The 23,114-nt window shown below is 64.8% G+C and carries 24 protein-coding genes, 1 tRNA gene and 1 pseudogene; 7 read left to right on the top strand and 19 right to left on the bottom strand.

Annotation, left to right across the window (positions count from 1 at the left end):
- Window positions 1-69: 69 nt before the first annotated feature.
- From HK353_RS06630 to HK353_RS06615, 4 genes are all read left to right on the top strand, one after another.
- The gene (locus tag HK353_RS06630) at window positions 70-1,077 is read left to right on the top strand and encodes a TetR family transcriptional regulator C-terminal domain-containing protein (protein WP_173154135.1); all 1,008 of its coding nucleotides are present in this window, start codon (window positions 70-72) and stop codon (window positions 1,075-1,077) included.
- Window positions 1,074-1,985 (top strand): beta-keto acid cleavage family enzyme, encoded by a 912-nt coding sequence (locus tag HK353_RS06625; protein ID WP_173154132.1) that lies wholly within the window; start codon window positions 1,074-1,076, stop codon window positions 1,983-1,985. Before HK353_RS06630 ends, HK353_RS06625 begins: the two co-directional genes overlap by 4 nt.
- On the top strand, window positions 1,982-3,514 hold the full coding sequence (locus HK353_RS17425) for a 3-hydroxyacyl-CoA dehydrogenase NAD-binding domain-containing protein (protein WP_173154129.1): 1,533 nt from the start codon (window positions 1,982-1,984) through the stop codon (window positions 3,512-3,514). Before HK353_RS06625 ends, HK353_RS17425 begins: the two co-directional genes overlap by 4 nt.
- Before the next feature lie 112 nt (window positions 3,515-3,626).
- The gene (locus tag HK353_RS06615) at window positions 3,627-4,169 is read left to right on the top strand and encodes a YdeI/OmpD-associated family protein (RefSeq protein ID WP_173154126.1); all 543 of its coding nucleotides are present in this window, start codon (window positions 3,627-3,629) and stop codon (window positions 4,167-4,169) included.
- A gap of 112 nt (window positions 4,170-4,281) precedes the next feature.
- Here HK353_RS06615 and HK353_RS06610 read toward each other — a convergent pair.
- From HK353_RS06610 to HK353_RS06600, 3 genes and pseudogenes are all read right to left on the bottom strand, one after another.
- Window positions 4,282-4,596: pseudogene (locus tag HK353_RS06610) on the bottom strand (family 1 glycosylhydrolase); the annotation flags it as partial.
- Between the two features lie 202 nt (window positions 4,597-4,798).
- Window positions 4,799-5,155, bottom strand: a complete 357-nt coding sequence (locus tag HK353_RS06605) for a DoxX family protein (protein WP_245395829.1) — start codon at window positions 5,153-5,155, stop codon at window positions 4,799-4,801.
- Window positions 5,156-5,270: 115 nt separating this feature from the next.
- Window positions 5,271-5,343: transfer RNA gene (locus HK353_RS06600), tRNA-Ala, on the bottom strand.
- A gap of 162 nt (window positions 5,344-5,505) precedes the next feature.
- Between HK353_RS06600 and HK353_RS06595 the strand changes: the two genes are divergently transcribed.
- Window positions 5,506-6,717 (top strand): NAD(P)/FAD-dependent oxidoreductase, encoded by a 1,212-nt coding sequence (locus tag HK353_RS06595; RefSeq protein ID WP_173154123.1) that lies wholly within the window; start codon window positions 5,506-5,508, stop codon window positions 6,715-6,717.
- An 82-nt stretch (window positions 6,718-6,799) separates the two neighbouring features.
- On the top strand, window positions 6,800-7,522 hold the full coding sequence (locus HK353_RS06590) for an alpha-ketoglutarate-dependent dioxygenase AlkB family protein (protein WP_173154120.1): 723 nt from the start codon (window positions 6,800-6,802) through the stop codon (window positions 7,520-7,522).
- Window positions 7,523-7,567: 45 nt separating this feature from the next.
- Here the strand turns inward: HK353_RS06590 and HK353_RS06585 are convergent, their stop codons facing one another.
- From HK353_RS06585 to HK353_RS06560, 6 genes are read right to left on the bottom strand one after another with little or no spacing between them, the layout of a single operon-like run.
- On the bottom strand, window positions 7,568-7,957 hold the full coding sequence (locus tag HK353_RS06585) for a cation:proton antiporter (RefSeq protein ID WP_173154117.1): 390 nt from the start codon (window positions 7,955-7,957) through the stop codon (window positions 7,568-7,570).
- Window positions 7,957-8,217 carry a monovalent cation/H+ antiporter complex subunit F gene (locus HK353_RS06580; RefSeq protein WP_173154114.1) on the bottom strand — a complete coding sequence of 87 codons (261 nt, stop codon included), beginning with the start codon at window positions 8,215-8,217 and terminating at the stop codon, window positions 7,957-7,959. The genes HK353_RS06585 and HK353_RS06580 overlap by 1 nt, the downstream gene beginning before the upstream one ends.
- Window positions 8,214-8,588, bottom strand: coding sequence for a Na+/H+ antiporter subunit E (locus HK353_RS06575; RefSeq protein WP_173154437.1), 375 nt, complete (start codon window positions 8,586-8,588; stop codon window positions 8,214-8,216). The genes HK353_RS06580 and HK353_RS06575 overlap by 4 nt, the downstream gene beginning before the upstream one ends.
- Window positions 8,588-10,105, bottom strand: a complete 1,518-nt coding sequence (locus HK353_RS06570; protein ID WP_173154111.1) for a monovalent cation/H+ antiporter subunit D family protein — start codon at window positions 10,103-10,105, stop codon at window positions 8,588-8,590. Before HK353_RS06570 ends, HK353_RS06575 begins: the two co-directional genes overlap by 1 nt.
- Complete coding sequence (locus HK353_RS06565) at window positions 10,102-10,434, bottom strand: sodium:proton antiporter (protein WP_139467048.1); 333 nt, start codon at window positions 10,432-10,434, stop codon at window positions 10,102-10,104. The genes HK353_RS06570 and HK353_RS06565 overlap by 4 nt, the downstream gene beginning before the upstream one ends.
- Entirely contained in the window at window positions 10,431-13,469 is a 3,039-nt protein-coding gene (locus HK353_RS06560; RefSeq protein ID WP_173154108.1) for a DUF4040 family protein, read from the bottom strand. Before HK353_RS06560 ends, HK353_RS06565 begins: the two co-directional genes overlap by 4 nt.
- Before the next feature lie 122 nt (window positions 13,470-13,591).
- Here HK353_RS06560 and HK353_RS06555 point away from each other — a divergent pair, with 122 nt between their 5' ends.
- On the top strand, window positions 13,592-14,731 hold the full coding sequence (locus HK353_RS06555; protein WP_173154105.1) for a glycosyltransferase family 4 protein: 1,140 nt from the start codon (window positions 13,592-13,594) through the stop codon (window positions 14,729-14,731).
- Window positions 14,732-14,824: 93 nt separating this feature from the next.
- On the opposite strand, the gene HK353_RS06550 is transcribed toward HK353_RS06555, so the two are convergent.
- From HK353_RS06550 to rplU, 10 genes are all read right to left on the bottom strand, one after another.
- The gene (locus HK353_RS06550; RefSeq protein WP_173154102.1) at window positions 14,825-15,421 is read right to left on the bottom strand and encodes a histidine phosphatase family protein; all 597 of its coding nucleotides are present in this window, start codon (window positions 15,419-15,421) and stop codon (window positions 14,825-14,827) included.
- Window positions 15,418-15,795, bottom strand: a complete 378-nt coding sequence (gene rsfS / locus HK353_RS06545; protein ID WP_173154099.1) for a ribosome silencing factor — start codon at window positions 15,793-15,795, stop codon at window positions 15,418-15,420. Before rsfS ends, HK353_RS06550 begins: the two co-directional genes overlap by 4 nt.
- 46 nt (window positions 15,796-15,841) lie before the next feature.
- Window positions 15,842-17,293, bottom strand: coding sequence for a hypothetical protein (locus HK353_RS06540; protein ID WP_173154081.1), 1,452 nt, complete (start codon window positions 17,291-17,293; stop codon window positions 15,842-15,844).
- Window positions 17,286-17,891 (bottom strand): nicotinate-nucleotide adenylyltransferase, encoded by a 606-nt coding sequence (gene nadD / locus HK353_RS06535; protein WP_173154078.1) that lies wholly within the window; start codon window positions 17,889-17,891, stop codon window positions 17,286-17,288. The genes HK353_RS06540 and nadD overlap by 8 nt, the downstream gene beginning before the upstream one ends.
- 1 nt (window position 17,892) lies before the next feature.
- Window positions 17,893-18,054 carry a hypothetical protein gene (locus tag HK353_RS06530; protein WP_167443897.1) on the bottom strand — a complete coding sequence of 54 codons (162 nt, stop codon included), beginning with the start codon at window positions 18,052-18,054 and terminating at the stop codon, window positions 17,893-17,895.
- Between the two features lie 176 nt (window positions 18,055-18,230).
- Window positions 18,231-19,520: a glutamate-5-semialdehyde dehydrogenase gene (locus HK353_RS06525; protein ID WP_173154075.1), complete on the bottom strand. Its 1,290-nt coding sequence runs from the start codon at window positions 19,518-19,520 to the stop codon at window positions 18,231-18,233.
- Between the two features lie 3 nt (window positions 19,521-19,523).
- Window positions 19,524-20,690 carry a glutamate 5-kinase gene (gene proB, locus HK353_RS06520; RefSeq protein WP_173154072.1) on the bottom strand — a complete coding sequence of 389 codons (1,167 nt, stop codon included), beginning with the start codon at window positions 20,688-20,690 and terminating at the stop codon, window positions 19,524-19,526.
- Complete coding sequence (gene obgE, locus HK353_RS06515; protein WP_173154069.1) at window positions 20,687-22,252, bottom strand: GTPase ObgE; 1,566 nt, start codon at window positions 22,250-22,252, stop codon at window positions 20,687-20,689. Before obgE ends, proB begins: the two co-directional genes overlap by 4 nt.
- Before the next feature lie 100 nt (window positions 22,253-22,352).
- On the bottom strand, window positions 22,353-22,604 hold the full coding sequence (gene rpmA, locus HK353_RS06510) for a 50S ribosomal protein L27 (protein ID WP_025776788.1): 252 nt from the start codon (window positions 22,602-22,604) through the stop codon (window positions 22,353-22,355).
- 15 nt (window positions 22,605-22,619) lie between these two features.
- Window positions 22,620-22,928, bottom strand: coding sequence for a 50S ribosomal protein L21 (gene rplU, locus HK353_RS06505; RefSeq protein ID WP_025776790.1), 309 nt, complete (start codon window positions 22,926-22,928; stop codon window positions 22,620-22,622).
- Between the last annotated feature and the right edge of the window lie 186 nt (window positions 22,929-23,114).

Raw genomic sequence — 23,114 nt, 5'->3', positions numbered from 1 at the left:
AATCGCAAGTTTTGATTCCTATTCATGTTTACTTGCGAACATGCTCGTGGCTGAGGTAGCTTCGGGGCCATGACAGGTGGACAGACGACCGACTCCGGGGACTATACCCGCGGCACGGTCGGCAAGGGTTCCGAGGCCACCGGACTCCGCGTCCGGGACGCCATCCGGCGGTCCGGATTGAAGCAGCGCAAGATCGCCTCGGCGATCGGCATCGACGAGACGAAGCTGTCCAAGGCACTGTCAGGTCGCCGCCGCTTCACCGCCGATGAGCTCCTCGGCGTCGCCACCGCCACCGGCGTGACCGTACGGTGGCTGCTCGGCGACGAGTCACAGGTCTCCGCGCCTCCGCCGAATACGGCGACCGTTCCAGGCGGCGACGAGGATGCGAATCCTAAACGCAGCATCGCCGAGGCGGCATGGACGCTGTTCGGCCGGCACGGCTTCGACGACGTGCGCATCGCCGATATCGCGGCCGTCTCCGGAGTCTCAGCCCCGAGCATCCACTACTACTTCGCGAACAAATCCGACCTCTTCGATGCCGCTCTCGACTATTCGGTCAAACTCGCCTTCGACCGCCAGATCGCGTGGCTCGATGACATTGCGGACCCTGCACAGAGGCTCGAACGCCTGCTGAAGCTGCAGTCGCCGCTGGGGCGCACGGAACGCGGCGAATGGTCGATCTGGCTGCAGGCCTGGGCCCGAATGGCCCTGGAAGGCTCGACACTGACGAACTATCCGCCCAGCTACGAACGCTGGTCGCGCACCGTTCAGTCCACGATCGAGGACGGTCAGCGGACCGGCTGCTTCCGAGCCGGCGATCCGCGCGCCATGGCCGATGAGCTGACCTCCCTTCTCGACGGCCTCGGCATCAAGGTGCTCACCGGAGTGATGGACACCGAGGTCTTTTCCCAGCGTCTGCACTCCTATCTCGATCGCGCCATCATGCATCCGTCGCAGGCAGCATCCACGTCGACCGCTGCGAGCACAGCAGCCGCGCCGTCCGCCGCAGAACAACCCACGACCGACACAGAACCCACAACCGCCACATCCGCCGAACGACTGAAGGAGTCATTATGAACCGCAAGGTTATCCTCACCTGTGCCGTCACAGGAGCTGGAGACACCACCGGCAAGAGCGAACACGTTCCCGTCAGCCCCGAAGAGATCGCGAACGATGCCATCGCGGCTGCCCGAGCCGGGGCGTCGGTCGTCCACATCCACGTCCGCGACCTCGAGACCAAACAGGGTTCACGGGAGGTCGCCTACTACCGCGAAGTCGTCCGCCGCATCCGCGCCTCCGATGTCGACCCGGTCATCAACCTCACCGCCGGAATGGGCGGCGACCTCGTCATCGACCCACAGGATCCGCTGACCACGATGCCCGGCACGGACCTCATCAACGCCCTCGACCGTCTCCCCCACGTCGAGGAGCTGCTGCCCGAGATCTGCACGATCGACTGCGGCAGCCTCAACTTCGGCGAAGGGTCGAACCTCTACGTCTCGACCCCCGACATGCTCCGCGAAGGCTCGAAGCGCATCCAGACCCTTGGCGTGCGTCCCGAGCTGGAGATCTTCGACACCGGAAATCTGTGGTTCGCCAATGTGCTGGTCGAGGAGGGACTCATCGACGCTCCGCCCCTGTACCAGCTGTGCATGGGCATCCCCTACGGTGCTCCAGCCGACCCTGGCCTATTGGCTGCAATGGTGAACATGCTGCCCAAAGGTGCGCAGTTCACGTCCTTCGCCATCGGCGCCAACCAACTGCCGTGGGTGGCCCACTCCGTGCTCGCCGGCGGTCACGCCCGCGTCGGGCTCGAGGACAACCTCTACCTGTCCAAGGGCGTCAAGGCCACGAACGCCGACCTCACCGCTCGCGCCGTCGACATCATCACCGGCCTCGGCGCATCCGTGGCCACTCCTGACGAGGCCCGCGAGATCCTCGATCTGCGCGTGCAGACACCGACCATCACCGGAGGCGAGCTGTGAACGACTCCACCCCCGCCGCGCCCCTTTCCGACACGCCGGAGTTCATCGGCTTCGACGCGATCGACACCGTTACCTGCGTCGGCGCTGGGACGATCGGCGGCGGTTGGGCCGCATACTTCCTCGCACAGGGCTACCGGGTGAAGATCTGGGACCCGGCTCCGGACGCCGGCGAGAAATTCGCGCGCCTCCTCGATGCGGCTTGGCCGGCCCTGGCCGAACTCGACATGGTCGAGTCAGCCGACCGCACCGCCTGGTCGATCCACACCGACCTCGCTGAGGCGGTCGCCGGCACCGGATTCGTCCAGGAGTCCGCACCGGAGGACCTCGCGCTCAAGCGCGGACTGCTCGCCCAGGTCGACGCGGCTTGCCCGCCGAATATCGTGATCAGCTCGTCGACCTCGGGGTACAGCATGACCGAAATGGCCACCGAGGCGACCCACCCCGAACGACTCGTCGTCGGCCACCCGTTCAACCCGCCCTACCTCATCCCCTTGGTCGAGGTCGTCGGCGGCCAGTCCACCTCAGCTGCCGCTGTCGACTGGGCGGCCGGCTTCTTCAGCCATATCGGCAAGTCCGTCATCCGCATGGACCGCGAAGTGCCGGGCTTCATCGCCAACCGTCTGCAGGAGGCTCAGTGGCGCGAGGCCCTGTACATGGTCGACCAGGGAGAGGCCACGGTCGAGCAGATCGACCGCTCGATCACCGACGGCCCCGGTCTGCGGTGGCCGTTCCAGGGACCGATGCTCACCTTCCACCTCGCCGGCGGCGAGGGCGGAATGGCGCATATGCTCGACCATTTCGGCCCCTCACTGAAGTCTCCGTGGACGCGGCTGACCGCCCCGGAGCTCAGTCAACGGCTGCGTGATGATGTCGTGGCCGGCTGCGATATCGAGGCCGGTGACCGCTCCATCGCCGACCTCGTGGCGCATCGTGATGCCGGAATCATCGCCCTGCGTCGGCTCACCGACCAGTTGGCCCCCACCACGGCTGGCTCCGTCGGCGGTGAGTCGGCAGAAGGCCCGGCGGTCTCTCCCCCACCCTCTGTCGCCGCTCCCCCAGCATCTGCATCGCCGGCGTGGACCGCCTCGGCGTCGAAGCTGAGCACGTACAGCACCGAGGTCGTGTCCGAGTGGATCGATTACAACGGGCACATGTCCGAGGCCTTCTATGTCCTCGTGTTCGGTTTCGCGACCGATCAGGTGATGGATCAGCTCGGCCTCGATGCCGCCTACCGGGAAAGCGCGAAGGCGTCCCTGTACACCGTCGAATCCCATATCCGCTACCTCGCCGAGGCGACCCTCGGCGATAGGCTCACCGTCGTCCCGCACCTCGTGAGTGCCGCTGAGAAGAAGCTGCACCTGGCCTATGAGATGTACGTCGGTGACCGGCTCGTATCAACCGAAGAGATCATGGCCCTCCACGTCGACCAGGCGAAGGATCGAGTCGTGCCCTTCCCGGACAGCGTGGCGGAACGGATCTCACAGATCGACATGGAGCGCCCTGATTGGGTCGGTCGGGCGATCGGCTGAGATACGTCAGGAATCAAGAAGCCGGCACCGCCTCGTGCCACTATTCTGAAAGTCATTGGTTCAACAGAAGCCGAGTGCCCCGAGCCGAGCATCCGTACTATGAGGAGTCACCATGACCGCCACGACTGTCGACGTCACTTTCACTGCGAACGCCGAGCTGCTCTACGACCGGCCAATTCTGCGCCTGCCTCAGGATGCCAGCGATCAGCTGCCCTCACGCGGACAGGTCGCAGTCACGGGCACCCTCGATGGCAGCGAATTCAGCACTGTCATCGAACCCGACGGACGTCGCGGTCATTGGATCAGTCTCGATGACGACCAGTGGGAGAAGCTTGGGAAGAGAGAAGGAGCGGGGATCGAGGTCGGCCTGACGCCGACGAAGAACTGGCCGGAGGTGAAGGTTCCCTCGGACCTCCGTGCGGCTCTCGACGGCCCCGGTGATCTCGACGATGTCTGGGCCGGACTGACCCCGATGGCCCGGTGGGAATGGGTGCGCTGGATCAAGTCGACGAAGAACGCCGATACACGGGCACGCCGTGTCGACGTCGCAATCTCGAAGCTCGAGTCCGGCAAACGTCGTCCCTGCTGCTTCGATCTGTCCTCATGTACGGACCCGGAACTGTCGAAGAGCGGAAAGCTGCTCGGGCTGGCCTGAGCCAGGAACCATTCGACCGACTCACCCGCCCGGCGCCCGTCAGTCCGGCTGCGGAGCCCGCAGCACGGCGCGTGACGGGTGCACAGTCAGCCTCAGTCGGTTCGGGTGTGATCCCGGCGGCGAGCAGTCCGTCGACAAGGCGGTCGCAGTAGTCGAGCCCCGCCGAATTCACCGAGGCGTCCGTCCCGGCATTCGGAATGACACGGGTCCAGGAGATGGAGAACCGGTACCGGTCGACACCGAGGTCGGCAAGCATCGCGACGTCGTCATCGAGGCGGCGGTAGCTATCGGAACCGGGTTCGGCCGTGCTGCCGTCGGTGATGTTGCCGGGCGTGTCTACGAAGTCATCCCACATGCTGCGGCCGCGACCATCTGCGCTGCGCGCCCCTACGATCTGGAAGGCAGCTGTGGCCGCAGAGAAGTGCATTCCGGCCAAAGTCTCGACATTGCTTGGAAGATTCCCCACCATGAGTCGAATATGTCACTGTTGGTGAGGGCCTGCAACAGATGATGCGGAACCTTGCAGCCAGGTCTTCGCTATGCGAGGACGACGGGCGGCGCGCAGGGGCGTCGCGAACTGTCAGCTCAGGACTGATCGCGGCGGGAGGATCGGGTGTGCAGGAAGAGAATCAGTCGGCATCGGCGGCAATCGCCGCCGACGCCCACACGAGCGGGATCTGCAGAGGCAGTCTCGCACAGGCGATGGCTCGGCCCTTCGGATTGTCCCACTGCTTGACCACTGTGTAGATGTTGGCCGGAAAGACGCCGACCATGAGCGCGGCAGAAGCGACACCGCCGAGGCGTCGGGTGGCCGAGTTGGCCAACAGCCCTGCACAACCGAGTTCGGCGACGCCGCTGGCTATGGTCCAGAAACGTGGATTGCCCAACCGAGGCGGGACGATGGAGTCAAAGAGCTTGGGTCGGGCGAAATGGGCAACCCCGGCAAGGCCCAGGACGCCGGTCATGATCGCCGTCTTCGTCTTCATTCCACGTCCGTCCTGACTCTGCTCGCTTCGACGCGCCGCCTGACCCGACGTCCGGCTTCGATTGCATGAGGTCCAACGCAGTGTTCGGCCTCGAACGAGTCGACGGAGAGATGGGTGGAGCTAAGGGGAATCGAACCCCTGACCTTCTCATTGCGAACGAGACGCTCTACCAACTGAGCTATAGCCCCTTTTCGACTTCAGCTTACGCCTGCCCCCTGCCCTTGATCAAAATCGCACGAGCGGTATGGGACCTCGTAAGGCACAGTGTGTCACCTGGGGCGGGCCCGGTGGAGCCACTTGAACTCGGCGAGTACTCTCGAAAGAGAGTCCCCTCTACGAAAGGACCGACAATGGCAGAAGAATTCGGAACAGTCGTCATCGGCGCAGGCCTGGCAGGAGGCACCGTGGTCGAATCGCTGCGGGATGCCGGTTACACCGCTCGGATCGCGCTCGTCGGCACCGATCCCGCGGCTCCGTACTACCGCCCGGACCTGTCGAAGAAGGTGATGATCGAGGGTTCGGATCCCGCCGACTCGGCCCTCCGAGGAGAAGACTGGTACTCGGCCCACGACGTCGAGACGTTGTTCGGCACTTCGGTGACCGCGGTCGACACAGATGCTCAGACCCTCACTCTCGACGACGGCGGTGACCTGTCCTATGGTCAGGTGATCCTCGCGACCGGATCGGTGCCCCGAACTCTCGATGTCCCCGGCGCTCAACTGGGCAACATCCACACTCTCCGCGACGCCGGGGATGCAGTGGCCATCCGGTCCCAGTTCGGCGAGGGCAAGAAAGTCGCGATCATCGGCGGCGGCTGGATCGGCCTCGAAGTTGCGGCCGCAGCGAAATCTCACGGCTGCGATGTCACGGTCATCCTCCACACCGATGCTCCCCCACTCTCCGGTGTCCTCGGGCAGGAGCTCGGAGAGTACTTCGAAGACCTGCACCGAAAGAACGGAGTGAACTTCCTCAAGAACGCGGACACGACAGCCTTCACCGGTGACTCCGCTGTCGAGGCCGTCGAAACGTCTGCCGGAAGTGTTCCCGCCGATCTCGTCGTCATCGGAATCGGCGCGGATCCCGCCGTCGATCTGGCCTCCTCGGCGGGTTTGACGACCGAGAACGGCGTGATCGTCGACGAACGGATGCGCACCTCTGATGGCAGCATCCTTGCCATCGGCGATATCGCGAACGCGAAGAACGTTCTGCGCGGTGAACGTCTGCGCGTCGAGCACTGGGACAATGCAGTTCGCCAGGCCGCGGTCGCAGCCTCGACGATCAGCGGCGGAACCAAGTTCTGCGACTGGCAGCCGTATTTCTACACCGACCAGTTCGACCTCGGCATGGAATACGTCGGTCGAGGCGGATCCGAGGACGACGTCGTCATCCGCGGCGACAAGTCCAGCGGCGAATTCATCGTCTTCTGGCACCGAGGCGGCAAGGTCACCGCGGCCATGAACGTCAATGTCTGGGACTACGGCGACGAGCTCCGCGCCCTCATCGGCAAGGAAGTCAGCGCCGACCGTCTCGCCGACGAACAGGTGCCCGTCGACGAGCTCTGAAGCCGAGGGCTCGCGGACTCGCCGATCGTGTCTCCTCGGGTCTCGTGATCATTCTAGATCCCGCTCTGGCATCCTGGTAGACATGGATTCGCTCTTCGCCGATGAGGCCTTCGACCGCCGACCGAGAATAGTCGCCCCCGGCGCGGTCTGGGTACCGGGTTTCCTCAGCGCCGAGGCGCAGCAGTGGATCATCGCCCGCTATGCCGATTGGCAGTCCGGTCCGGTTCCTCCCCATGCGACGACGATCGCAGGGCATCCGATGAGTGTCACGACGATCGGGCTGGGCTGGCATTGGCAGCCCGGGCGCTACGACCGCCGCGGCGTCGACGTCAACGACAAGGTGGTGCTGCCCTTCCCCGATTGGATGACCCGTCTGGGCCGCCAGGTTCTGCAGTCCACAGCAGCGGTCGTCGAGGCCGCACCGGATCTCGCCCCGGGTACCGCCGCCGCGTGGGGATTCGACCCCGCCGACTACCACCCGGATGTGGCCCTCGTGAACTACTACGACGAGCACGCGAAGATGGGTATGCACCAAGACAAGGACGAATTCGATCCTGCCCCTGTCGTCTCCTTGTCATTGGGCGATACGTGCCTCTTCCGGTTCGGGAACACGGAGACACGCAACCGTCCCTTCGAGGATCTGCGATTGGCCTCGGGTGACGCCTTCGTCTTCGGCGGTCCTGCCCGCTTCGCCTACCACGGGGTCAGGTCGATCCAGCCGGGAACTGCACCGGATGCGGGACGGCTGAACCACCTCGGCGGGGGCAGGATCAACATCACGATGCGCACGACCGGACGGAACTGAGCTCACGTGATCAATGGCCGGGCAGACCCAACTGACTGAGTCGGCTCAGGAGTCCTTCGCGTCGGGGTCGATGTCGACAACCCCTTCGGGCGGCGCTGCCAGCCGATTCGGTGACGTCTTCCGGAACACCGGCTGTCCGGACAGCACCACCGACCTGGCCAGGGTGTTGCTCGCAACCGAGGACACGATGATCAGGCACAGCACGGCGATGACCGCCATAATCAGCGAACTCCAGGAGAACCCGGACGCGTAGAGGTCGTAGATGAAGGCCGCGATGACGATGAACGGCATGCCCAGTCCGGTGGCCGGAGAGAACACATTGATCCGAGACAGGGCATCACGGACCCTGAACATCGCCAGAGCGGAGCCGAGCAGCAGCAGGGAGCCGGTGATCCCGAAGATCCCGACGAGGGTGGTGGCGAGTGCTTCATTCATCAGCGGTGCCCCCTCGTGAGGATCCGGGACAGAGCGATCGTGGCGAGGATGCCCACCATGGACGACAGGAAGACCACATCGAGGACGATCGACGAGGACACGGTGATGCCGAGCATGGTGACGATGGCGATCGCCGAGAAGTAGATGAGGTCCGAGACCACCGCGCGTGAGCCCTGATCGCGAGCAGTGAGCACGCGGATGAGGCCGATGATGATGGCGGCGGCGAGGATGACCGCACAGATGCTTGCGATGACGATCACGGGCGGCCTCCCTGCGGATCGGCGTGTGGCCCCGGTGCTCGTCCGCGGGTCATGGACAGCAGTCGGGATTCCATATCGATGAGTCCGTCGAGAGCGGATTCCTCCGACTCCTCGAACAGAGCGTGGACGAAGATCACCGGCGGGGTCGTCGACGTGCCGGCGGCGATCGCTGTCACCAGGGTGCCGGGAGTGATGGTGATCGACGATGCGAAGAGCGTGACTTCGAGGTCGGTGGCGCAGCGCATCGGCAGTTCGACGATCATCGGCTGGGCGTAGTCCCTGCGGAAGAGTCGGGAGATGATGGTCGCCGAGCCCGTGATGATCGCCCAGACGATGAAGCCGACGTATGAGATGCCGTGGATGACTCGCATCACGGTGCCATCACCGCCTCGATGTAGTCACTGTGATCGAGCAGACCTTCGGCTGCCCGATGCGTGAGGGCGAGCAGAGGCTCCGGGAAGCAGAAGAGCGCAACGGACAGCCCGATCATGATCGTGGCGGGCACCAGCAGTCGGCCCGGGATGCGCACGCTGCGCGTGATCGGTTCGGCCGGAGCACGCCCGGTCTCAGCCGAGTCCGGACGGTACGTCTGCATCGGCGGTCCCCAGAAGGTGTTGCGCCAGGTGCGCTGAAGCGCCAGCAGACTGATCAGTGCGCCCGCGACGACGACGGCGACGAGGACCCATCCGAAGCCGCCGCCGGTGTCCGTGGAGGCCCTGATGAGTCCGACCTTGCCCCACAACCCGGAGGTCGGCGGCAGACCGACGAGTGAGAAGAGGCCGAGGACCATGAGGATGGTCGCCCACCGCTCCCGCGAGGCGAGCCCCGAGAGCTTGCGGAAGGAACCGGTGCCGTAAGTCTGTTCGACGGCACCCATGATGAGCAGCAGGCCTGCCATCGTGATCATGTGGTGCATCATGTAGAAGGCACCGGCACCGAGAGCCGCCGAAGTCAGCAGTGTGACGCCGATGAGGATATGGCCCACACCGGCCGTCATCTGGAACCCGAGCACATTGCGCACCCGCACCTGCCCGAATCCGGAGATCGCACCGATGAGGATGCTCGCCACCGCGACGATGAGAATGGCGGTCGCCCACGGTGCAGGCTCACCGTAGACAGTGGTGTAGATGCGGTAGATCGCATATAGCCCGACTTTCGAGTGCAGTCCGGAGAACAGCGACATCATGCCCGCCGAGGTGTTCGGATAGGAGCGGACGAGCCACCCGTGGAAGGGCGCGCCGCCGGCCTTGATGAGCAGAGAGAGCAGCACCACGCCCAGAGCGATCGCGGCCTGTCCGGTCGGACGTCCCTGATCTGCCAGGACGGCGAGGTTGACGGTTCCGGTGGCTCCGTAGACGAACCCGACACCGATGAGCAGCATCGTCGAGGTCAGCAGGTTGACCATGACGTAGAGACGTCCGATGCCGAGCCTGCGCCAGGTGCCGGTGACGGCGATGAGTGCGTAGGCGGGCAGCATCATCACTTCGACGAAGACGAAGAAGTTGAACAGATCACCGGTCAGCAGCGCACCGTAGACACCGGTGAGCATCATCAGGATGAGCGCCGGGACGAATCTGTACTGGTCCTCACCGGTGGAGACCAGGAACAGGCTGCTGACGAACGCGACCAGCGAGGTGAGCACCAGCATGAGCGCGGTGAACGTGTCCGAGACGAACACGATCGCCAGGCCGGGCACATAGTCGCCGACCGAATGGGCGATCACCGGGGTCGAAGCATGCACGCCGAGCAGGACTGTGCCGCTGCCGCCGACGAGCACGGGAACGGCGAGCAGGAGCAGCCGGTCGAAGGTGCGTGAGGTGATGAGCACGCTCAGCGCGGAGGCCAGAAGCGGGATACCGATGAGCAGCAGAAGCAGTGCGGAGTTCATGAGTCGCGCTCCTCCCCTGTCTCAGGATTGCGTTTCTGGTCGTCGTCGTGGCCGAGCACAGCCAGTGCGAGCATGAAGATGGTCACCGCCAAGGTGATGACGATGGCGGTGAGGACGAAGGCCTGAGGCAGCGGATCGGCCGCCTCGGCGAGGTCACCGCGCCCGGCCAGAGGTTCCCCTCTCCACGCGCCGACGCCGGCCGAGAGCAGGATGAAGTTCGCGGCATGGGAGATGAGGGTGAGACCGAAGACTCCCCGGACCATGGAGCGCTGCATCATGAGGTAGACGCCGCCTGTGGTGAGGACGCCGATCGTCAGTGCCAGGATCATGCTTCCTCCTCATCTCCGTCGGCTGGTGGATCCCCGTGGAGAATATGGGTCGAGTTCGCACGCACCTTCGCCTCTTCGGACTCTTCGCCCCCACGGCGACGGCTGCGTTCGGGGCGTTCACCGCGGATGGCCTCCATCGGACCGCTCAGCTCACCGTAGAGCAGCTCATCGGCACGTTCGCGTGTGCCTTCGACGTCTCGGCGGATGATGCCGTTTGTCAGCACATCGTCTCCGGCCGGCGTGGCCGCGGAGTCCGAGACACCGAGGAGGTTGAACGAGAGCAGCATGAGGCCGAGCACCGCCAGGTAGACCCCGACGTCGAAGAGCATCGACGTCGTCCAGTGCTGACCGGCGAATTCCGTGTGCAGGGGCTGGAGGAACGAACCGGCGAACAGCAGTCCGATGATTCCGGTGACCACCGCAGTCGCGACTCCGGAGCCGATGAGGTAGAGGGGCGCACGCGGGGGGCCGAGCGCCCGGTCCTTCGGCGTGGACAGGTAGGCCAGACCGATGACGGCGGAACCGACGAGGGCGGCGATGAATCCGCCTCCCGGAGAATTGTGACCGCGCCAGAAGATGAGCAGGGAGCTCAGCGCCAGCAGCGGCCCGAGAACCTTCAGGGTCAATTGCAGCGGAATGACGTTCGGCCACGCCTCGTGAACAGCACGATATGCGGTGGTGCCCTTGGGCCGGATCGACACCCACGGGGGCCTGGGCGGTTCCGGGATGTTCTCTGCCGGCGGGTCGATGAACTTGTCCTTGACCGTCGACATCACCGCGACGATCGCGATTCCGGCCATGCCGAGGACGGTCAGCTCACCGAGGGTGTCGAGAGCACGGAATTCGACGAGAATCGTATTGACGATGTTGTCTCCGCCGCTGATGTCTGGAGCCTTGTCGAGATAGTACAGTCCGAGGGCGGAACGCTCCCGACGGCCGTTGAGCGCCAGAGTCAGCCCGGCAACGCTCGCGCCGACGATGATCGCCAGGAGCAGACGCGGTGTCTGCTTGCGCTTCGGGTACTTCCAGAATGAGCGCGGCAGCTTCTGCAGCACGAGCATGATGACGATGATCGTCATCGCTTCGACGAGCAGCTGTGTCAGGGTGACGTCGGGGGCGCCGAGAGCGAGGATCTGCACGGTGGCGAGGATGCCGATGGCCGAGAGCGCCACAACGGTGGTCAGCCGCGAATGCGAGGTGCACAGAACGAGCACCGCCACGGTGATGAGGATGAGCAGAATGACGTCCACGGGACGGCTGAGGTGCTCCTGCAGCGGCGGCAGTTCGGCGAAGACGACGGGGAGGGCCCCGATGGCGAGCACGCTCAGTCCGCCCAGCGACAGAGCGAGATAGGGCCCTGAGTTCATGGGACGGACGAAGACGGAGAGCCCATATCCCAGGCGTTTGAGAGTATTTGTCAGCGAATCGATGGCATCGGAACCGTCGAAGGGCAGCGTGGCCCTGTGGAAGAAGACGAAGACTCGTGACCGCCGGAAGATGATGAACACGCCGATGACGATGATGAGTCCAGAGGCGAGCAGTTCGATGTTGAATCCGTGCCACAGCGCCAGGTGCACGTGTTCAGAGGCTGTCGGCACCGCTGCCCGCACCACCTGGTCGAGCGGGGTGTCGAGGAGGAACAGGACGAAGCTCAGCGGCACCGACGCCAGGATCGGCAGGGCCGCTGCGATGAGCATGACGGGTGAACCGCGGTGGCTGCGGCGCTCCTCGGGTTCTCGGCCGTCGATGAAGCTGCCCCAGACCGTCTTCGCACAGTAGGCGAAGGTGAGCACCGAGGCGCCCACGGCGACGAAGAGAGCCACCCAACCGGCCCAGGGTCCGCCCGGGGTCTCCCCCAGCGCAGTGAACAGAGCCTCCTTGGACACGAATCCCAACAGCGGCGGAATCCCGGCCATGGACGCACAGCCGATGATCATCACCGTGAACGCCGCCGGGGCGGTGCGCATGAGTTTCGGAATCCGTGCGAGGTCTCTGGTGCCGGCGAGGTGGTCGACCACGCCGACCATCATGAACAGGCCGGACTTGAACAGTGCGTGCGCGATGACGTGGAGGGTGGCGGCGGCGATCGCTGCCTCGGTGCCGACCCCGATGACCGCGGTGATGAGACCGAGTTGGGACACGGTCGAATAGGCCATGAGCTTCTTCACGTCATGTTGGTTGAGCGCGAACCAGCCGCCCAGGCAGGCGGTGAGGAGGCCTGCCGTCACGAGCAGGATGTTCCATGCCGGTATGGCGTGGAAGGTCGGTGAGAACCGGAGCATGAGGAAGATGCCGGCCTTGACGACGGCTGCGGCATGCAGATAGGCCGAAACAGGGGTGGCCGCGGCCATCGCGTCGGGCAGCCATGGGTGGAACGGGAACTGAGCCGACTTCGTCATGGCTGCGACGCCCACGAGCAGAGCGACGAGCGTCGTGACTTCGGGCTGGCCCGCCCACACCGGGGAGCTGATCGCCTCGGCGAGGTTCGTCGTCCCCGTCACGGCGATGATCACTCCGGTGGCCACCAGCAGGCTGAGGCCGCCGATGAAGGTGAAGAACATCGTCCGCAGGGCCGGCGCCTGCCCGGGGGGTCCGGACCGGGCGATGAGGAAGAACGACGCCAGGGACGTCAGCTCCCAGCACACGAACAGCACGAGCACATCGTTGGTGAGCACAAGGGCGACCATGGAGAAGGTGAAGATCACCATCAGCCAATAGAAGCTCGTATTGCGTCCAGGGCTGAGGTAGCGCGTCGAATAGATGAACACGACCGCACCGATGATCAGTGCGATATAGGTGAACACGACACCGATTCCGTCGGCGCGCAGCGCCAGGTCCACCCCGAAGCTGGGAATCCAGGGGTAGGACACTTCCGGATTCCGCCCGGCCATCACCTCGGCGGCGGTGGGAGTGAACAGGGCTGCCACGCCGAGATAGGCGATCGCCAACGGCCAGCCGCTCTCGCGTCCCGCGAAACGGGTGAGGACGGGAGTGAGCACCACGAGGACTGCCAGAGCGATTGGCGTTAGGATCATGACCGGGCCTCAAAGGCCGCAGGCACAGGTGATCGTTCGTTCACTCACTGATCCTTCATCGCAAGGTGCGCGTTCTGCAAAACACAGACTTTCGAACATTCAGACTATCGACTCGGAGTTCCATGAGCAAAAGCACAAAGAGCCTCGACCCTTCCCCGTCGCTGTCGGTCTACTTCGACGCGCGCTTCACCCGCACGACTCATCACGACGGGATCTCCCGGTACGGTTCGTGTCTGCTTTCGGCCCTGCTGTCGGCCGTCGAAGGCACGGAGATCGAGGTGACCGTGATCATCAGCGATGAGGCTCAGTTGGCTCTGCTTCCCGAATGCTCATGGGTGCAGCTGAGCGATCCCACCTCCCCCGCCGAGGTGGCCATAGCCGGAAAGCTCAATGCACTGGGCGCCGATGTCGTGTTCTCGACGATGCAGACGATGGGATCGTTCGGACGCCGCTACGGCCTCATCCTGACCATCCACGACCTCATCTACTACTCGCATCCCAAACCGCCGGGTGACCTGCCGCTGCCAGTGAGGCTGCTGTGGCGGGCGTATCACTTGAGCTTCCTCCCGCAGCGGCTGCTGCTCAATCGTGCCGATGCCGTGGCGGCTGTCTCAGAGACGACGAAAGATCTCATCGCCGTCCACCGGCTGACGGATCGTCCGGTACAGGTGGTGTCCAATGCCGCCGAGGCGGTCGCTATGCCGGCTCGGACAGTGAACCGACACGATGCGAAGACGCTGATCTACATGGGTGCGTTCCTGCCGTACAAAAACGTCGAATCCCTCATTCGCGCGCTCGAGCACCTGCCGGGGTGGACCCTGCACATCGCCAGCCGCATCGATGGCCGGAGGGAAGCTCAGCTGCGAGCCCTCATTCCCGACCGGGCGAGGGTCGTCTTCCATCGGGGAATCAGCGATGAGGAGTATGCGCGTCTGCTCGACGAGTCGACTGCCCTGGTCACGGCTTCGCGGGAGGAGGGGTTCGGCCTGCCCGTGATCGAGGCGATGGCCAAAGGAGTGCCCGTGGCCGTGTCGGATATTCCGATCTTCCGGGAGATCGCCGCCGAGGCGGCCGAATACTTCGACCCGGAAGACCCGCAGTCGATCGCGAACGCGATCGACCGGCTCACCGATGCAGGCAGGTGGGCGGAGCAGTCCGCGGCCGGCAGGCGTCAGTCCCAGGTCTTCGATTGGGAAAAGTCGGCAGACTCACTGGTCGACCTCATCAGATCAGTCGCTGCCAACCGCAAGACAGAGGGCTGAGTCCGCGCGGGCACTGATGCAAGGACGACCGCCTCTGGTTCGGCAGTGGCGCAGAAGCCGATGGCCGAGCCCGCCGCGGTATGACCGAACGACTCAGTCGGAGACCGTGCCCCAACTGCGCAGAACCCATTGGTCGCCGGTGTACCCGAACTCTCCGTGACCGCAGTTTCGGAGTACCCCGAGCCGACCGGTCCCGTTCATCTCCAGCAGGATTTCGGCGGCGGCGCGCAGCACAGCACCGTGGGCGACGACAGCGATCGTCGAGGCTTCAGCGGACTGCACGATATCGGTGATGGCGTCGGCGACGCGGCGGCCCGACTGGCTACGCGATTCTCCTCCGGGAGGCGCGATATCGGCGCCGGAGGCCCATTCGGCGAGTTCGTCCGGCCAGGTCTCCGCCACCTCGGCGCGGGTGGAGCCTTCCCATTCGCCGAAGGCGGTCTCGCGCAGCCGCTCATCGCGAACGGGTTCGAGAGCGACGAGTGTTGCCAAGCTGTCGGCGGTCGCAGCGGCGCGCGAGAGGTCGGAGGAGACGATGAGCTCCGGTCCGAGTTCGGCGAGCCGCCTGGCGACCTGATCGGCCTGCGCTCGGCCGGTGTCGTTGAGGGGGACGTCGGACTGCCCCTGGAACCGACCGGCGACGTTGAAGTCCGTCTGTCCGTGACGCCAGAACAGAACGGTCTTCGTCATGTGTCCGAGCCGGTTTCCGGCAGCTGCAGATCAATGACCGGAACGTCCTTCCACAACCGCTCGAGCGCGTAGTATTCACGCTGCTCGGCTGAGAAGACATGGACGACGATCTCGCCGAAGTCGAGCAGCACCCAGTCCCCTCCCCGGCCTTCACGCCGCAGCGGGGTGCGGTCGTGGACGAGCTGCACTTCCTGTTCGATCGCGTCGATGACCGCACCGATTTGGCGTTCGTTGTCGGCGGAGACGATGAGGAACGCGTCGGTGATGTAGAGCGTGGAGCTCACATCGAGGCCGATGATGTCGGTTCCGAGCTTCTCGTCCGCGGCTTTGGCCGCGGTTCGAAGCAGCTGGGTGGATTCGGCGATCTCGCTCACAAGATCCTTTCACATGGATTCGGTTTCCAGTTGTCCCGGGTGTTGCTCAGAGGAACATGACGAGGGCGATGACGATGAGTGCCAGCGCGAAGAAGGCGGCCACGCCGAGGACGATATAGGGCATCTTCGAAGGCTCTTCGCCCATGAGGATCTGACCGTCCTGCCCGGTCACCGAGCTGGCACGGATGCGTGAGCCGGGAGGGTTGACGGTCTCTTCGTCTTCGTAGTCGGCATTCGGCAGCGACCAGGCTTCGGGCACAGCGTCCATCGGCCGGGTCTCCGGATTGGCCGCCAGGGCGCGTGCCGCGTCATCGGAGCCTGCGTCGCCGGCCGATTCGTCGGCCCGCTCGGAGGCTGAGCCGGACTGCGACTCGTCGGCACGACCGGGCACCGGCGTCTGCGGTCCGCGAGCATCGCTCTTGCGGGGTTCATCGACCTCGGGGATCTGCGCCGAGGCGGCTGTGACGACGCGGACTCCGGAGGTCGAAGGCGGCTGCACGATCGGCATCCGTCGCGACCGAGACGAAGGCTCGGACTCGTCCTCGCCATCGGCCTCGGGCTTCGCCGCCGACTTGTCTTCGGTGGCAGGCTCAACTGCGGGAACTGCTGCAGCGGCAACACCCGTGGCTCGCTTGTCGGTTGAGGCGTTCTGATCCTCTGAGTCCGGCTCGTCCGAGGTCTCGGCAGGCTTCTCGCCCTCGTCCTCGGGGCCGAGTGCAGGAGCGTCGCCGTCGAGAGCCGAATACGGCATCGACAGCGCGTCGAAGGATTTGCTCTCCACGGTCGTCGGCCGCGGAGCCGAGGCAGAAGTGACAGGGGCTTCGAAGTCGCGGGCGGCGACCTCATCAGTTGCTCCCCCGAAACCGGCGGTGTCATAGGATTCGTGCTCGGTGCCCGCATCCGCATCCGGGCTCGACACGGGCGAGGCATCTGCAGGGTCGGCTGCGGCGTCCGTGTCGGCTGCGTCTGACTCGACGGCGTCCGAGCCGGTGGCTTCCGACTGTGTGGCCTCCGGGATCGGTCCGGTCAGTCGACCTTCGGCTGCGGCCTGGCGTTCTGCCAGTTCCTTCTCGTCAGCCACAACGGGCATCGCACCGGTGGACAGATCGCCGTACAGCGAAAGTCCGTGTTCGCGTAGGTATCGCTTCTTCTCCGCACGCGATTGGAAGTGCGGCAACGGGGTCCGCGTCGGGTCGAGACGGTCTTCGGCTTGCACCGGCGGCCGGGACTCCTGCGGGTGGTCCGATGCCAGGGCGCCACGTTCGTGGCTGGTCCGCGGCGAGGGCTCGGGGTCGATGCGCGAGGCGGTGTCGTCGCTGGTCTCGGCGGCGGGTTTCGCACCGGGCTTCTTCGGGGGCAGCGGGCTGAGGAGTCCGGCGCGAGAGTTCGGAGCCTCCTTCGGCTGCTCAGGAACCTCTCGTGCTTCGAACGCCTGTTCCGCCGCCAGCCTTTCGGCTTCTCGCCGTGCTCGACGTGACGTGAACTGCTCCTCAGCCATTCTCACTCCTGTACAACTCGTATTTCGCGATGTACTGCACTACGCCGTCCGGTACGAGGTACCAGACGGGTGCACCATCCATCACCCGTTGTCTGCAATCCGTGGACGATATCGCCAGCGCAGGGATCTGCACGAGACTCAGCCGGTCGACCGGCAGCCCCTCACCGTGGAGTTCGTGCCCGGGCCGGCTGACCCCGACGAAGTGTGCCAGGGAAAACAGCTCATCCACATTCTTCCACGTCAAGATCTGAGCCAAAGCGTCCGCGCCGGTGATGAAGAACAACTCGGTGTCGGGACCGTAGCTGCTGGCGACGTCGCGCAGCGTGTCGATCGTGTAGGTCGGACCCGGTCTGTCGACGTCGGCCCGGGAGACGGTGAACCGCGGATTCGATGCCGTGGCGATGACGGTCATCAGGTACCGGTGCTCGGCGCTGGTGACCTCTTCGACGTCCTTCTGATACGGCCGTCCCGTGGGGACGAAAACCACCTCGTCGAGGTCGAAGGTCGCCTGGACCTCACTTGCCGCGACGAGGTGGCCGTTGTGGACGGGGTCGAAGGTGCCGCCCATGACACCGACTCTGCGTCTGTGCTCTGCCATATCAGTGGCGGTGCGAGATGCCCTTCCACGACCGGGACACAATGCCCATCGTGATGAAGATCGCCAGGGTGATGAGTCCGTACCAGATCGGATCCATCGGCAGCTCCACGTGAGCTGCGTGCTCCCCGCCTTCGGCCGCGGCGGCCATAATGGCTGCGTTCACGTCATTTCTCCTTACTCAGTGATCCGTCGCGCGCAGAGCGCTTCGGGGTCGTTACCTTCTCAGTTTCTCATGAACCATCGGGGAATCCGGCATCGACATGACTTCTTCCCCCTCCGATGTCTCCCCCGGTCGGGCGGTGAGGACCCTGATCGCGGAGTGTCGGAGTCGATTGGGGCTCAGGAACGGACCTGGCCGTTGCCCATCATCACCCATTTCGTGGTCGTCAGCTGCTCAAGTCCCATGGGGCCGCGAGCATGCAGCTTCTGGGTGGAGATGCCCACCTCCGCACCGAAGCCGAGCTCTCCCCCGTCGGTGAATCGCGTAGAGACGTTGACTCCCACCGCCGCTGCGTCGATGGCGGTGACGAAGGTATCTGCGTTGTCGAGGTCCTTCGTCACGATCACCTCGGTGTGGCCGGAGCTGTAGGCGCGGATGTGGTCGATGGCCTCTTCGATTCCGGAGACGAGTTTGATGGCGATCTCCAGCCCCAGATACTCCTTGGCCCAGTCACGTCTCGACACGCGTCGGACCTTCATCCCGGCCGGTGCCAATGCTGAGACGTCCGAGTCGGCGTGGACGATGACTCCGGCGCCGTCGAGCCGTTCGAGGATCTTCGGCAGCACTCGCTTCGCAGCCTTCTCATGGACGAGGAGGGTCTCCAGCGAGTTGCACACGCTGGGTCGATGCGTCTTCGAGTTGAGGACGAGGTCGACTGAGGTCTTCACCGTGGCGGTGGAGTCGATGAACATGTGCACATTGCCCACGCCCGTTTCGATGACGGGCACGATCGATTCCTGCACGACCATGTTGATGAGGTCGGCGCCGCCTCGGGGAATGAGCAGATCGACGTAGTCGCGCGCGTGCATGAGCACGTTCGCGCCCTCGCGCCCGTACTGGTCGATGCCGCTGATCGAGTCGGCCGGCAGTCCTGCCGATTCGACGGCGCGGCGGAGGATGGAGATGATCTCAGTGTTCGAGTTCTGTGCAGCCGATCCTCCGCGCAGAACCGAGGCGTTTCCGGACTTGAGTGCGAGGACGGCGATGTCGACGGTGACGTTCGGGCGGGCTTCATAGATCGCGCCGATGACACCCATGGGCACACGGTTCTGGGTGAGGCGAATGCCGTTGGGCAGGGTGCGTCCGACGACGACGTCGCCGACGGGATCCGCGAGGTCGATGACGTCCTCCACGGAGTCCGCGATCGCGGCGATGCGATCGGCATCGAGGCGCAGCCGGTCGAGCAGGGACTCACTCATTCCGTTCTCGGTGCCGGCGGCGATGTCGGCGTCATTGGCTTTGACGATGCGATCGGTGCTGCTGCGCAGCGCCTCTGCGATAGCTCCGAGAGCAGCATCCTTCTCGGCGGTCGAGGTCGTTGCCAACAGGCTCGAGGCGGTCTTGGCGTTGCGGACGATGCGGGTCACTCCGCGCACGGTCTTCGGGTGGATCTCGGCTGCTGCTGTCATGGGCTATCTCCCCCCGCTCACCTGTGTGAGAACAAGATCGTTTCGATGGATGACCTCTTTACGGTAGTCATTTCCCAGACGGGTGCCAAGTTCCTCGGTTGTGGAACGAAACATCAGCGGCAGCTCGTCCGAGGAGAAGTTCGACATACCGCGGGCGATGACCTCGTCGTCGAGATTGCGGATCTCGACCGGATCCCCTGCTTCGAAGTCCCCGCTGCAGGAGGTGACTCCCGCGGCGAGCAGGGACGTGCCCCTCGAGAGCACGGCCGTTTCGGCTCCTCTGTCGATCGTGACCGATCCGAAGGTCCGGGCGAGGTGGCGCAGCCACAGCAGGCGGGTGCCCCGTCGTCTGTGGGTGACGGCGAAGTATGTGCCCACGGGCTCCCCCGCCAGCGCCGAGGCTGCCTGCGGTGCCGAGGTCAGCACGGCCGGGATCCCCGAATCGGCGACCATGATGGCGGCGTCAACCTTCGTGGCCATTCCGCCCGTGCCGATTCCGGCTGTCCCGACTCCGCCGATGGCGAGGTCGCCGAGGTCGCTGGGTCCGTGCACGCGGCCGATCAGGCGGGAGCCGGGCCGGTCCGGGGGTCCCGAGTAGAGCGCATCGACATCGGACAGCAGCACGAGCGCATCGGCGTGAGCCAGGTGAGCGACGAGAGCTGCCAGCCGGTCGTTGTCTCCGAAGCGGATCTCCTCGGTGGCCACGGCGTCGTTCTCGTTGACGATGGGCAGCGTGCCCAGGGCCAGGAGTTTGTCGATGGCGCGCTGGGCGTTCTTGTACTGGGTGCGTCGGATCAGGTCATCGGCGGTGAGCAGCACCTGGCCGGGAACGAGGTCGTAGCGTCCCAGCGCCCGCGTGTATGCGGCCATGAGCAGTCCCTGACCGACCCCGGCAGCCGCCTGCTGGCTGGCGAGGTCTCGAGGGCGCTTCTTCAGCCCCATCGGCTCCAGCCCGGCTGCGATCGCGCCGGAGGAGACGAGGATGACCTCATGACCGGCAGACCGGTGAGCGCCGATGACATCGGTGAGCGCGATGAGTTTGGCTTCGTCGAGTCCGCCGTCGATCGTCGTCAGCGAGGACGATCCGACCTTGACGACGATGCGACGGGCTCGGGCGATGTCGTCACGGAACGATCCTGCGGAAGAATCCGCCTGAGCTGCGGCGGTCACTCCTCGCCGGCTCCCTCACCAGACTCTGTCGCAGGTGCACCGAGGCGGCTCTCGCGGTGGGCGCGTTCGGCCAACCGCTCCTGTTCGAACTCGGCCCGCGTGGCGGCCTTCGCGTCCATCTTCTCGTGATAAGCGGCCTTGCGTTCCTTGCGTGTGGAGCGCGTTTCCTCGTCCAGTCGGGCGTCCGATCCGCGGGAGCCGAGCAGTTCTGCTCCACCGACAGTTGTGGGATCCCAGTCGAAGACGACGCCGTCGTCTCCGCCGACGACGATGGTGTCGCCGGGTTTCGCTCCAGCCTTGAAAAGAGCCTCTTCGACGCCGAGGTGCTCGAGGCGGTCGGCGAGGTAGCCGACGGCTTCGTCGTTTCCGAAGTCCGTCTGCTGCACCCAGCGACGAGGCTTGTCACCGAGGACGCGGAACAGCGGTCCGTCGGAGGTGCGTTCGGAACGGACTTCGAATCCGCGATCGTCGACGGCCTTCGGACGGATGACCACGCGCTGCGGTGTCGCTTCGATCTCGGCACGACGTTCCCGTTCGGCGAGCACGAGCTCGGCCATGGCGAACGAGAGTTCCCGCAGACCGGCATGGCTGACTGCCGAAATCTCGAAGACCCGGTATCCGGCGGCTTCGAGATCAGGCCGGACGATATCGGCGAGGTCGCGACCGTCGGGGATGTCGACCTTGTTCAGCGCCACGAGCTTCGGGCGCTGTGAGAGCGGCAGGAGTCCGCTCCCGTCGTCGAGGTCGACGGCATAGGCGGCGAGTTCGGATTCGATGATCGTGAGGTCGGATACGGGATCGCGTCCGGGCTCCCAGGTGGCCATGTCGATGACATGGACGAGCCCGGCACAGCGCTCGACGTGGCGGAGGAACTCGAGGCCGAGTCCCTTGCCCTCAGATGCGCCGGGGATGAGTCCTGGAACGTCGGCGACCGTGTAGCGGGTGTCGCCGGCCTGGACGACCCCGAGGTTGGGCACGAGTGTCGTGAATGGGTAGTCGGCGATCTTCGGTTTGGCGGCCGACAGCGCAGCGATCAGGCTCGACTTGCCCGCCGATGGGTATCCCACGAGGGCGATATCGGCGATCGTCTTGAGTTCGAGCACGAGGCTGAGCGTCTGCCCGGGCTCTCCGAGGAGCGCGAAGCCGGGGGCCTTGCGCTTCGTCGAGGCCAGCGCGGCATTGCCGAGCCCGCCGCGGCCACCGGCTGCTGCGGTGAATTCGGTGCCCTCCTCGACGAGGTCGGCGATGACGTCGCCGTTGGTGTTCTTCACCACGGTGCCCTCGGGGACGTCGACGATGAGGTCTCTGCCGTCGGCACCGTGGCGCAGATCGCCTTTGCCGATCCCGCCGTCGTCGGCGCGCACGTGCGGACGGTGGTGCAGGGGAAGCAGGGTGGTGGTCTGACGGTCGACGCGGAAGATGATGTTGCCGCCGTTGCCGCCATCGGCGCCGTCGGGGCCGCCGAGCGGTTTGAATTTCTCGCGCCTGATCGAGGCACACCCGTTCCCACCAGCGCCTGCGGCGAGGTGAACGGTGACACGGTCTACGAACTCGGTGGCCATAATGTCCTTATATCAGATGAAGGGTGAGTCGTTCGACTCACCCTTCATGCTCCCTTTTCAGGGAGAGATCATATTGACGACGGAACGGATCCGGGAAGGATCAGGCTCCGACGATGTTGACGATCTTACGACCGTTGCGGGTTCCGAATTCCACGGCACCGGCGGTCAGAGCGAAGAGGGTATCGTCTCCTCCACGGCCGACATTGGCTCCGGGATGGAACTTGGTTCCGCGCTGGCGGACGATGATCTCGCCGGCCTTGACGGCCTGGCCGCCGAAGCGCTTCACGCCGAGGTACTGTGGGTTCGAGTCGCGACCGTTGCGGGTCGAGCTGACTCCCTTTTTGCTTGCCATGTGAGAAGTCTCCTCTTACTTGATGTTCGTGATCTTCAGACGGGTGAGGTCCTGGCGGTGGCCCTGACGCTTCTTGTACCCGGTCTTGTTCTTGTACTTCTGGATCACAATCTTGGGACCGCGGAGTTCACCGGCGACCTCGGCGCTGACCGAGACTTTCGCCAGAGCGTCGGGATCGGTCGTGACCGTTTCACCGTCGACAAGAAGTACGGCATCGAGTTCGACGCTGTCTCCAGCCTTCGCCTTCATTCGGTTGACTGTGATGATATCGCCGACGCTCACCTTTTCCTGGTGGCCTCCGGCGCGGACGATGGCATAGACCATGGTCGAACCCTCTTTCTGTTGAAAACAAACGAACGGCGGTTGTCCCTTGGCTGCAGCAGAACCAGTCCTGCAGACATCCCATTGAGAGGAATCACCAGCCGTGGCGCGTCACGCGCACCGACGATCAATTCTAGTCGAGAGTGCACAGCAACGGCAAACCCGCCGCCCTTGCTCGAGTGGAAGACC

This window comes from Brevibacterium permense, from assembly GCF_013280495.1.
Lineage (GTDB): Bacteria > Actinomycetota > Actinomycetes > Actinomycetales > Brevibacteriaceae > Brevibacterium > Brevibacterium permense.
Note: the sequence above shows the minus strand (reverse complement) of the source record. Positions and strands in the feature narration are given on the sequence as shown.

Bases quoted from the DNA above. Each gene is read 5' to 3' on its own strand.
- HK353_RS06630 (WP_173154135.1), top strand. From the start codon at position 70: ATGACAGGTGGACAGACGACCGACTCCGGGGACTATACCCGCGGCACG.
- HK353_RS06625 (WP_173154132.1), top strand. From the start codon at position 1,074: ATGAACCGCAAGGTTATCCTCACCTGTGCCGTCACAGGAGCTGGAGAC.
- HK353_RS06615 (WP_173154126.1), top strand. From the start codon at position 3,627: ATGACCGCCACGACTGTCGACGTCACTTTCACTGCGAACGCCGAGCTG.
- HK353_RS06605 (WP_245395829.1), bottom strand. From the start codon at position 5,155: ATGAAGACGAAGACGGCGATCATGACCGGCGTCCTGGGCCTTGCCGGG.
- HK353_RS06595 (WP_173154123.1), top strand. From the start codon at position 5,506: ATGGCAGAAGAATTCGGAACAGTCGTCATCGGCGCAGGCCTGGCAGGA.
- HK353_RS06590 (WP_173154120.1), top strand. From the start codon at position 6,800: ATGGATTCGCTCTTCGCCGATGAGGCCTTCGACCGCCGACCGAGAATA.
- HK353_RS06585 (WP_173154117.1), bottom strand. From the start codon at position 7,957: ATGAATGAAGCACTCGCCACCACCCTCGTCGGGATCTTCGGGATCACC.
- HK353_RS06575 (WP_173154437.1), bottom strand. From the start codon at position 8,588: ATGCGAGTCATCCACGGCATCTCATACGTCGGCTTCATCGTCTGGGCG.
- HK353_RS06570 (WP_173154111.1), bottom strand. From the start codon at position 10,105: ATGAACTCCGCACTGCTTCTGCTGCTCATCGGTATCCCGCTTCTGGCC.
- HK353_RS06565 (WP_139467048.1), bottom strand. From the start codon at position 10,434: ATGATCCTGGCACTGACGATCGGCGTCCTCACCACAGGCGGCGTCTAC.
- HK353_RS06560 (WP_173154108.1), bottom strand. From the start codon at position 13,469: ATGATCCTAACGCCAATCGCTCTGGCAGTCCTCGTGGTGCTCACTCCC.
- HK353_RS06555 (WP_173154105.1), top strand. From the start codon at position 13,592: ATGAGCAAAAGCACAAAGAGCCTCGACCCTTCCCCGTCGCTGTCGGTC.
- HK353_RS06550 (WP_173154102.1), bottom strand. From the start codon at position 15,421: ATGACGAAGACCGTTCTGTTCTGGCGTCACGGACAGACGGACTTCAAC.
- HK353_RS06540 (WP_173154081.1), bottom strand. From the start codon at position 17,293: ATGGCTGAGGAGCAGTTCACGTCACGTCGAGCACGGCGAGAAGCCGAA.
- nadD (WP_173154078.1), bottom strand. From the start codon at position 17,891: ATGGCAGAGCACAGACGCAGAGTCGGTGTCATGGGCGGCACCTTCGAC.
- HK353_RS06525 (WP_173154075.1), bottom strand. From the start codon at position 19,520: ATGACAGCAGCAGCCGAGATCCACCCGAAGACCGTGCGCGGAGTGACC.
- obgE (WP_173154069.1), bottom strand. From the start codon at position 22,252: ATGGCCACCGAGTTCGTAGACCGTGTCACCGTTCACCTCGCCGCAGGC.
- rpmA (WP_025776788.1), bottom strand. From the start codon at position 22,604: ATGGCAAGCAAAAAGGGAGTCAGCTCGACCCGCAACGGTCGCGACTCG.
- rplU (WP_025776790.1), bottom strand. From the start codon at position 22,928: ATGGTCTATGCCATCGTCCGCGCCGGAGGCCACCAGGAAAAGGTGAGC.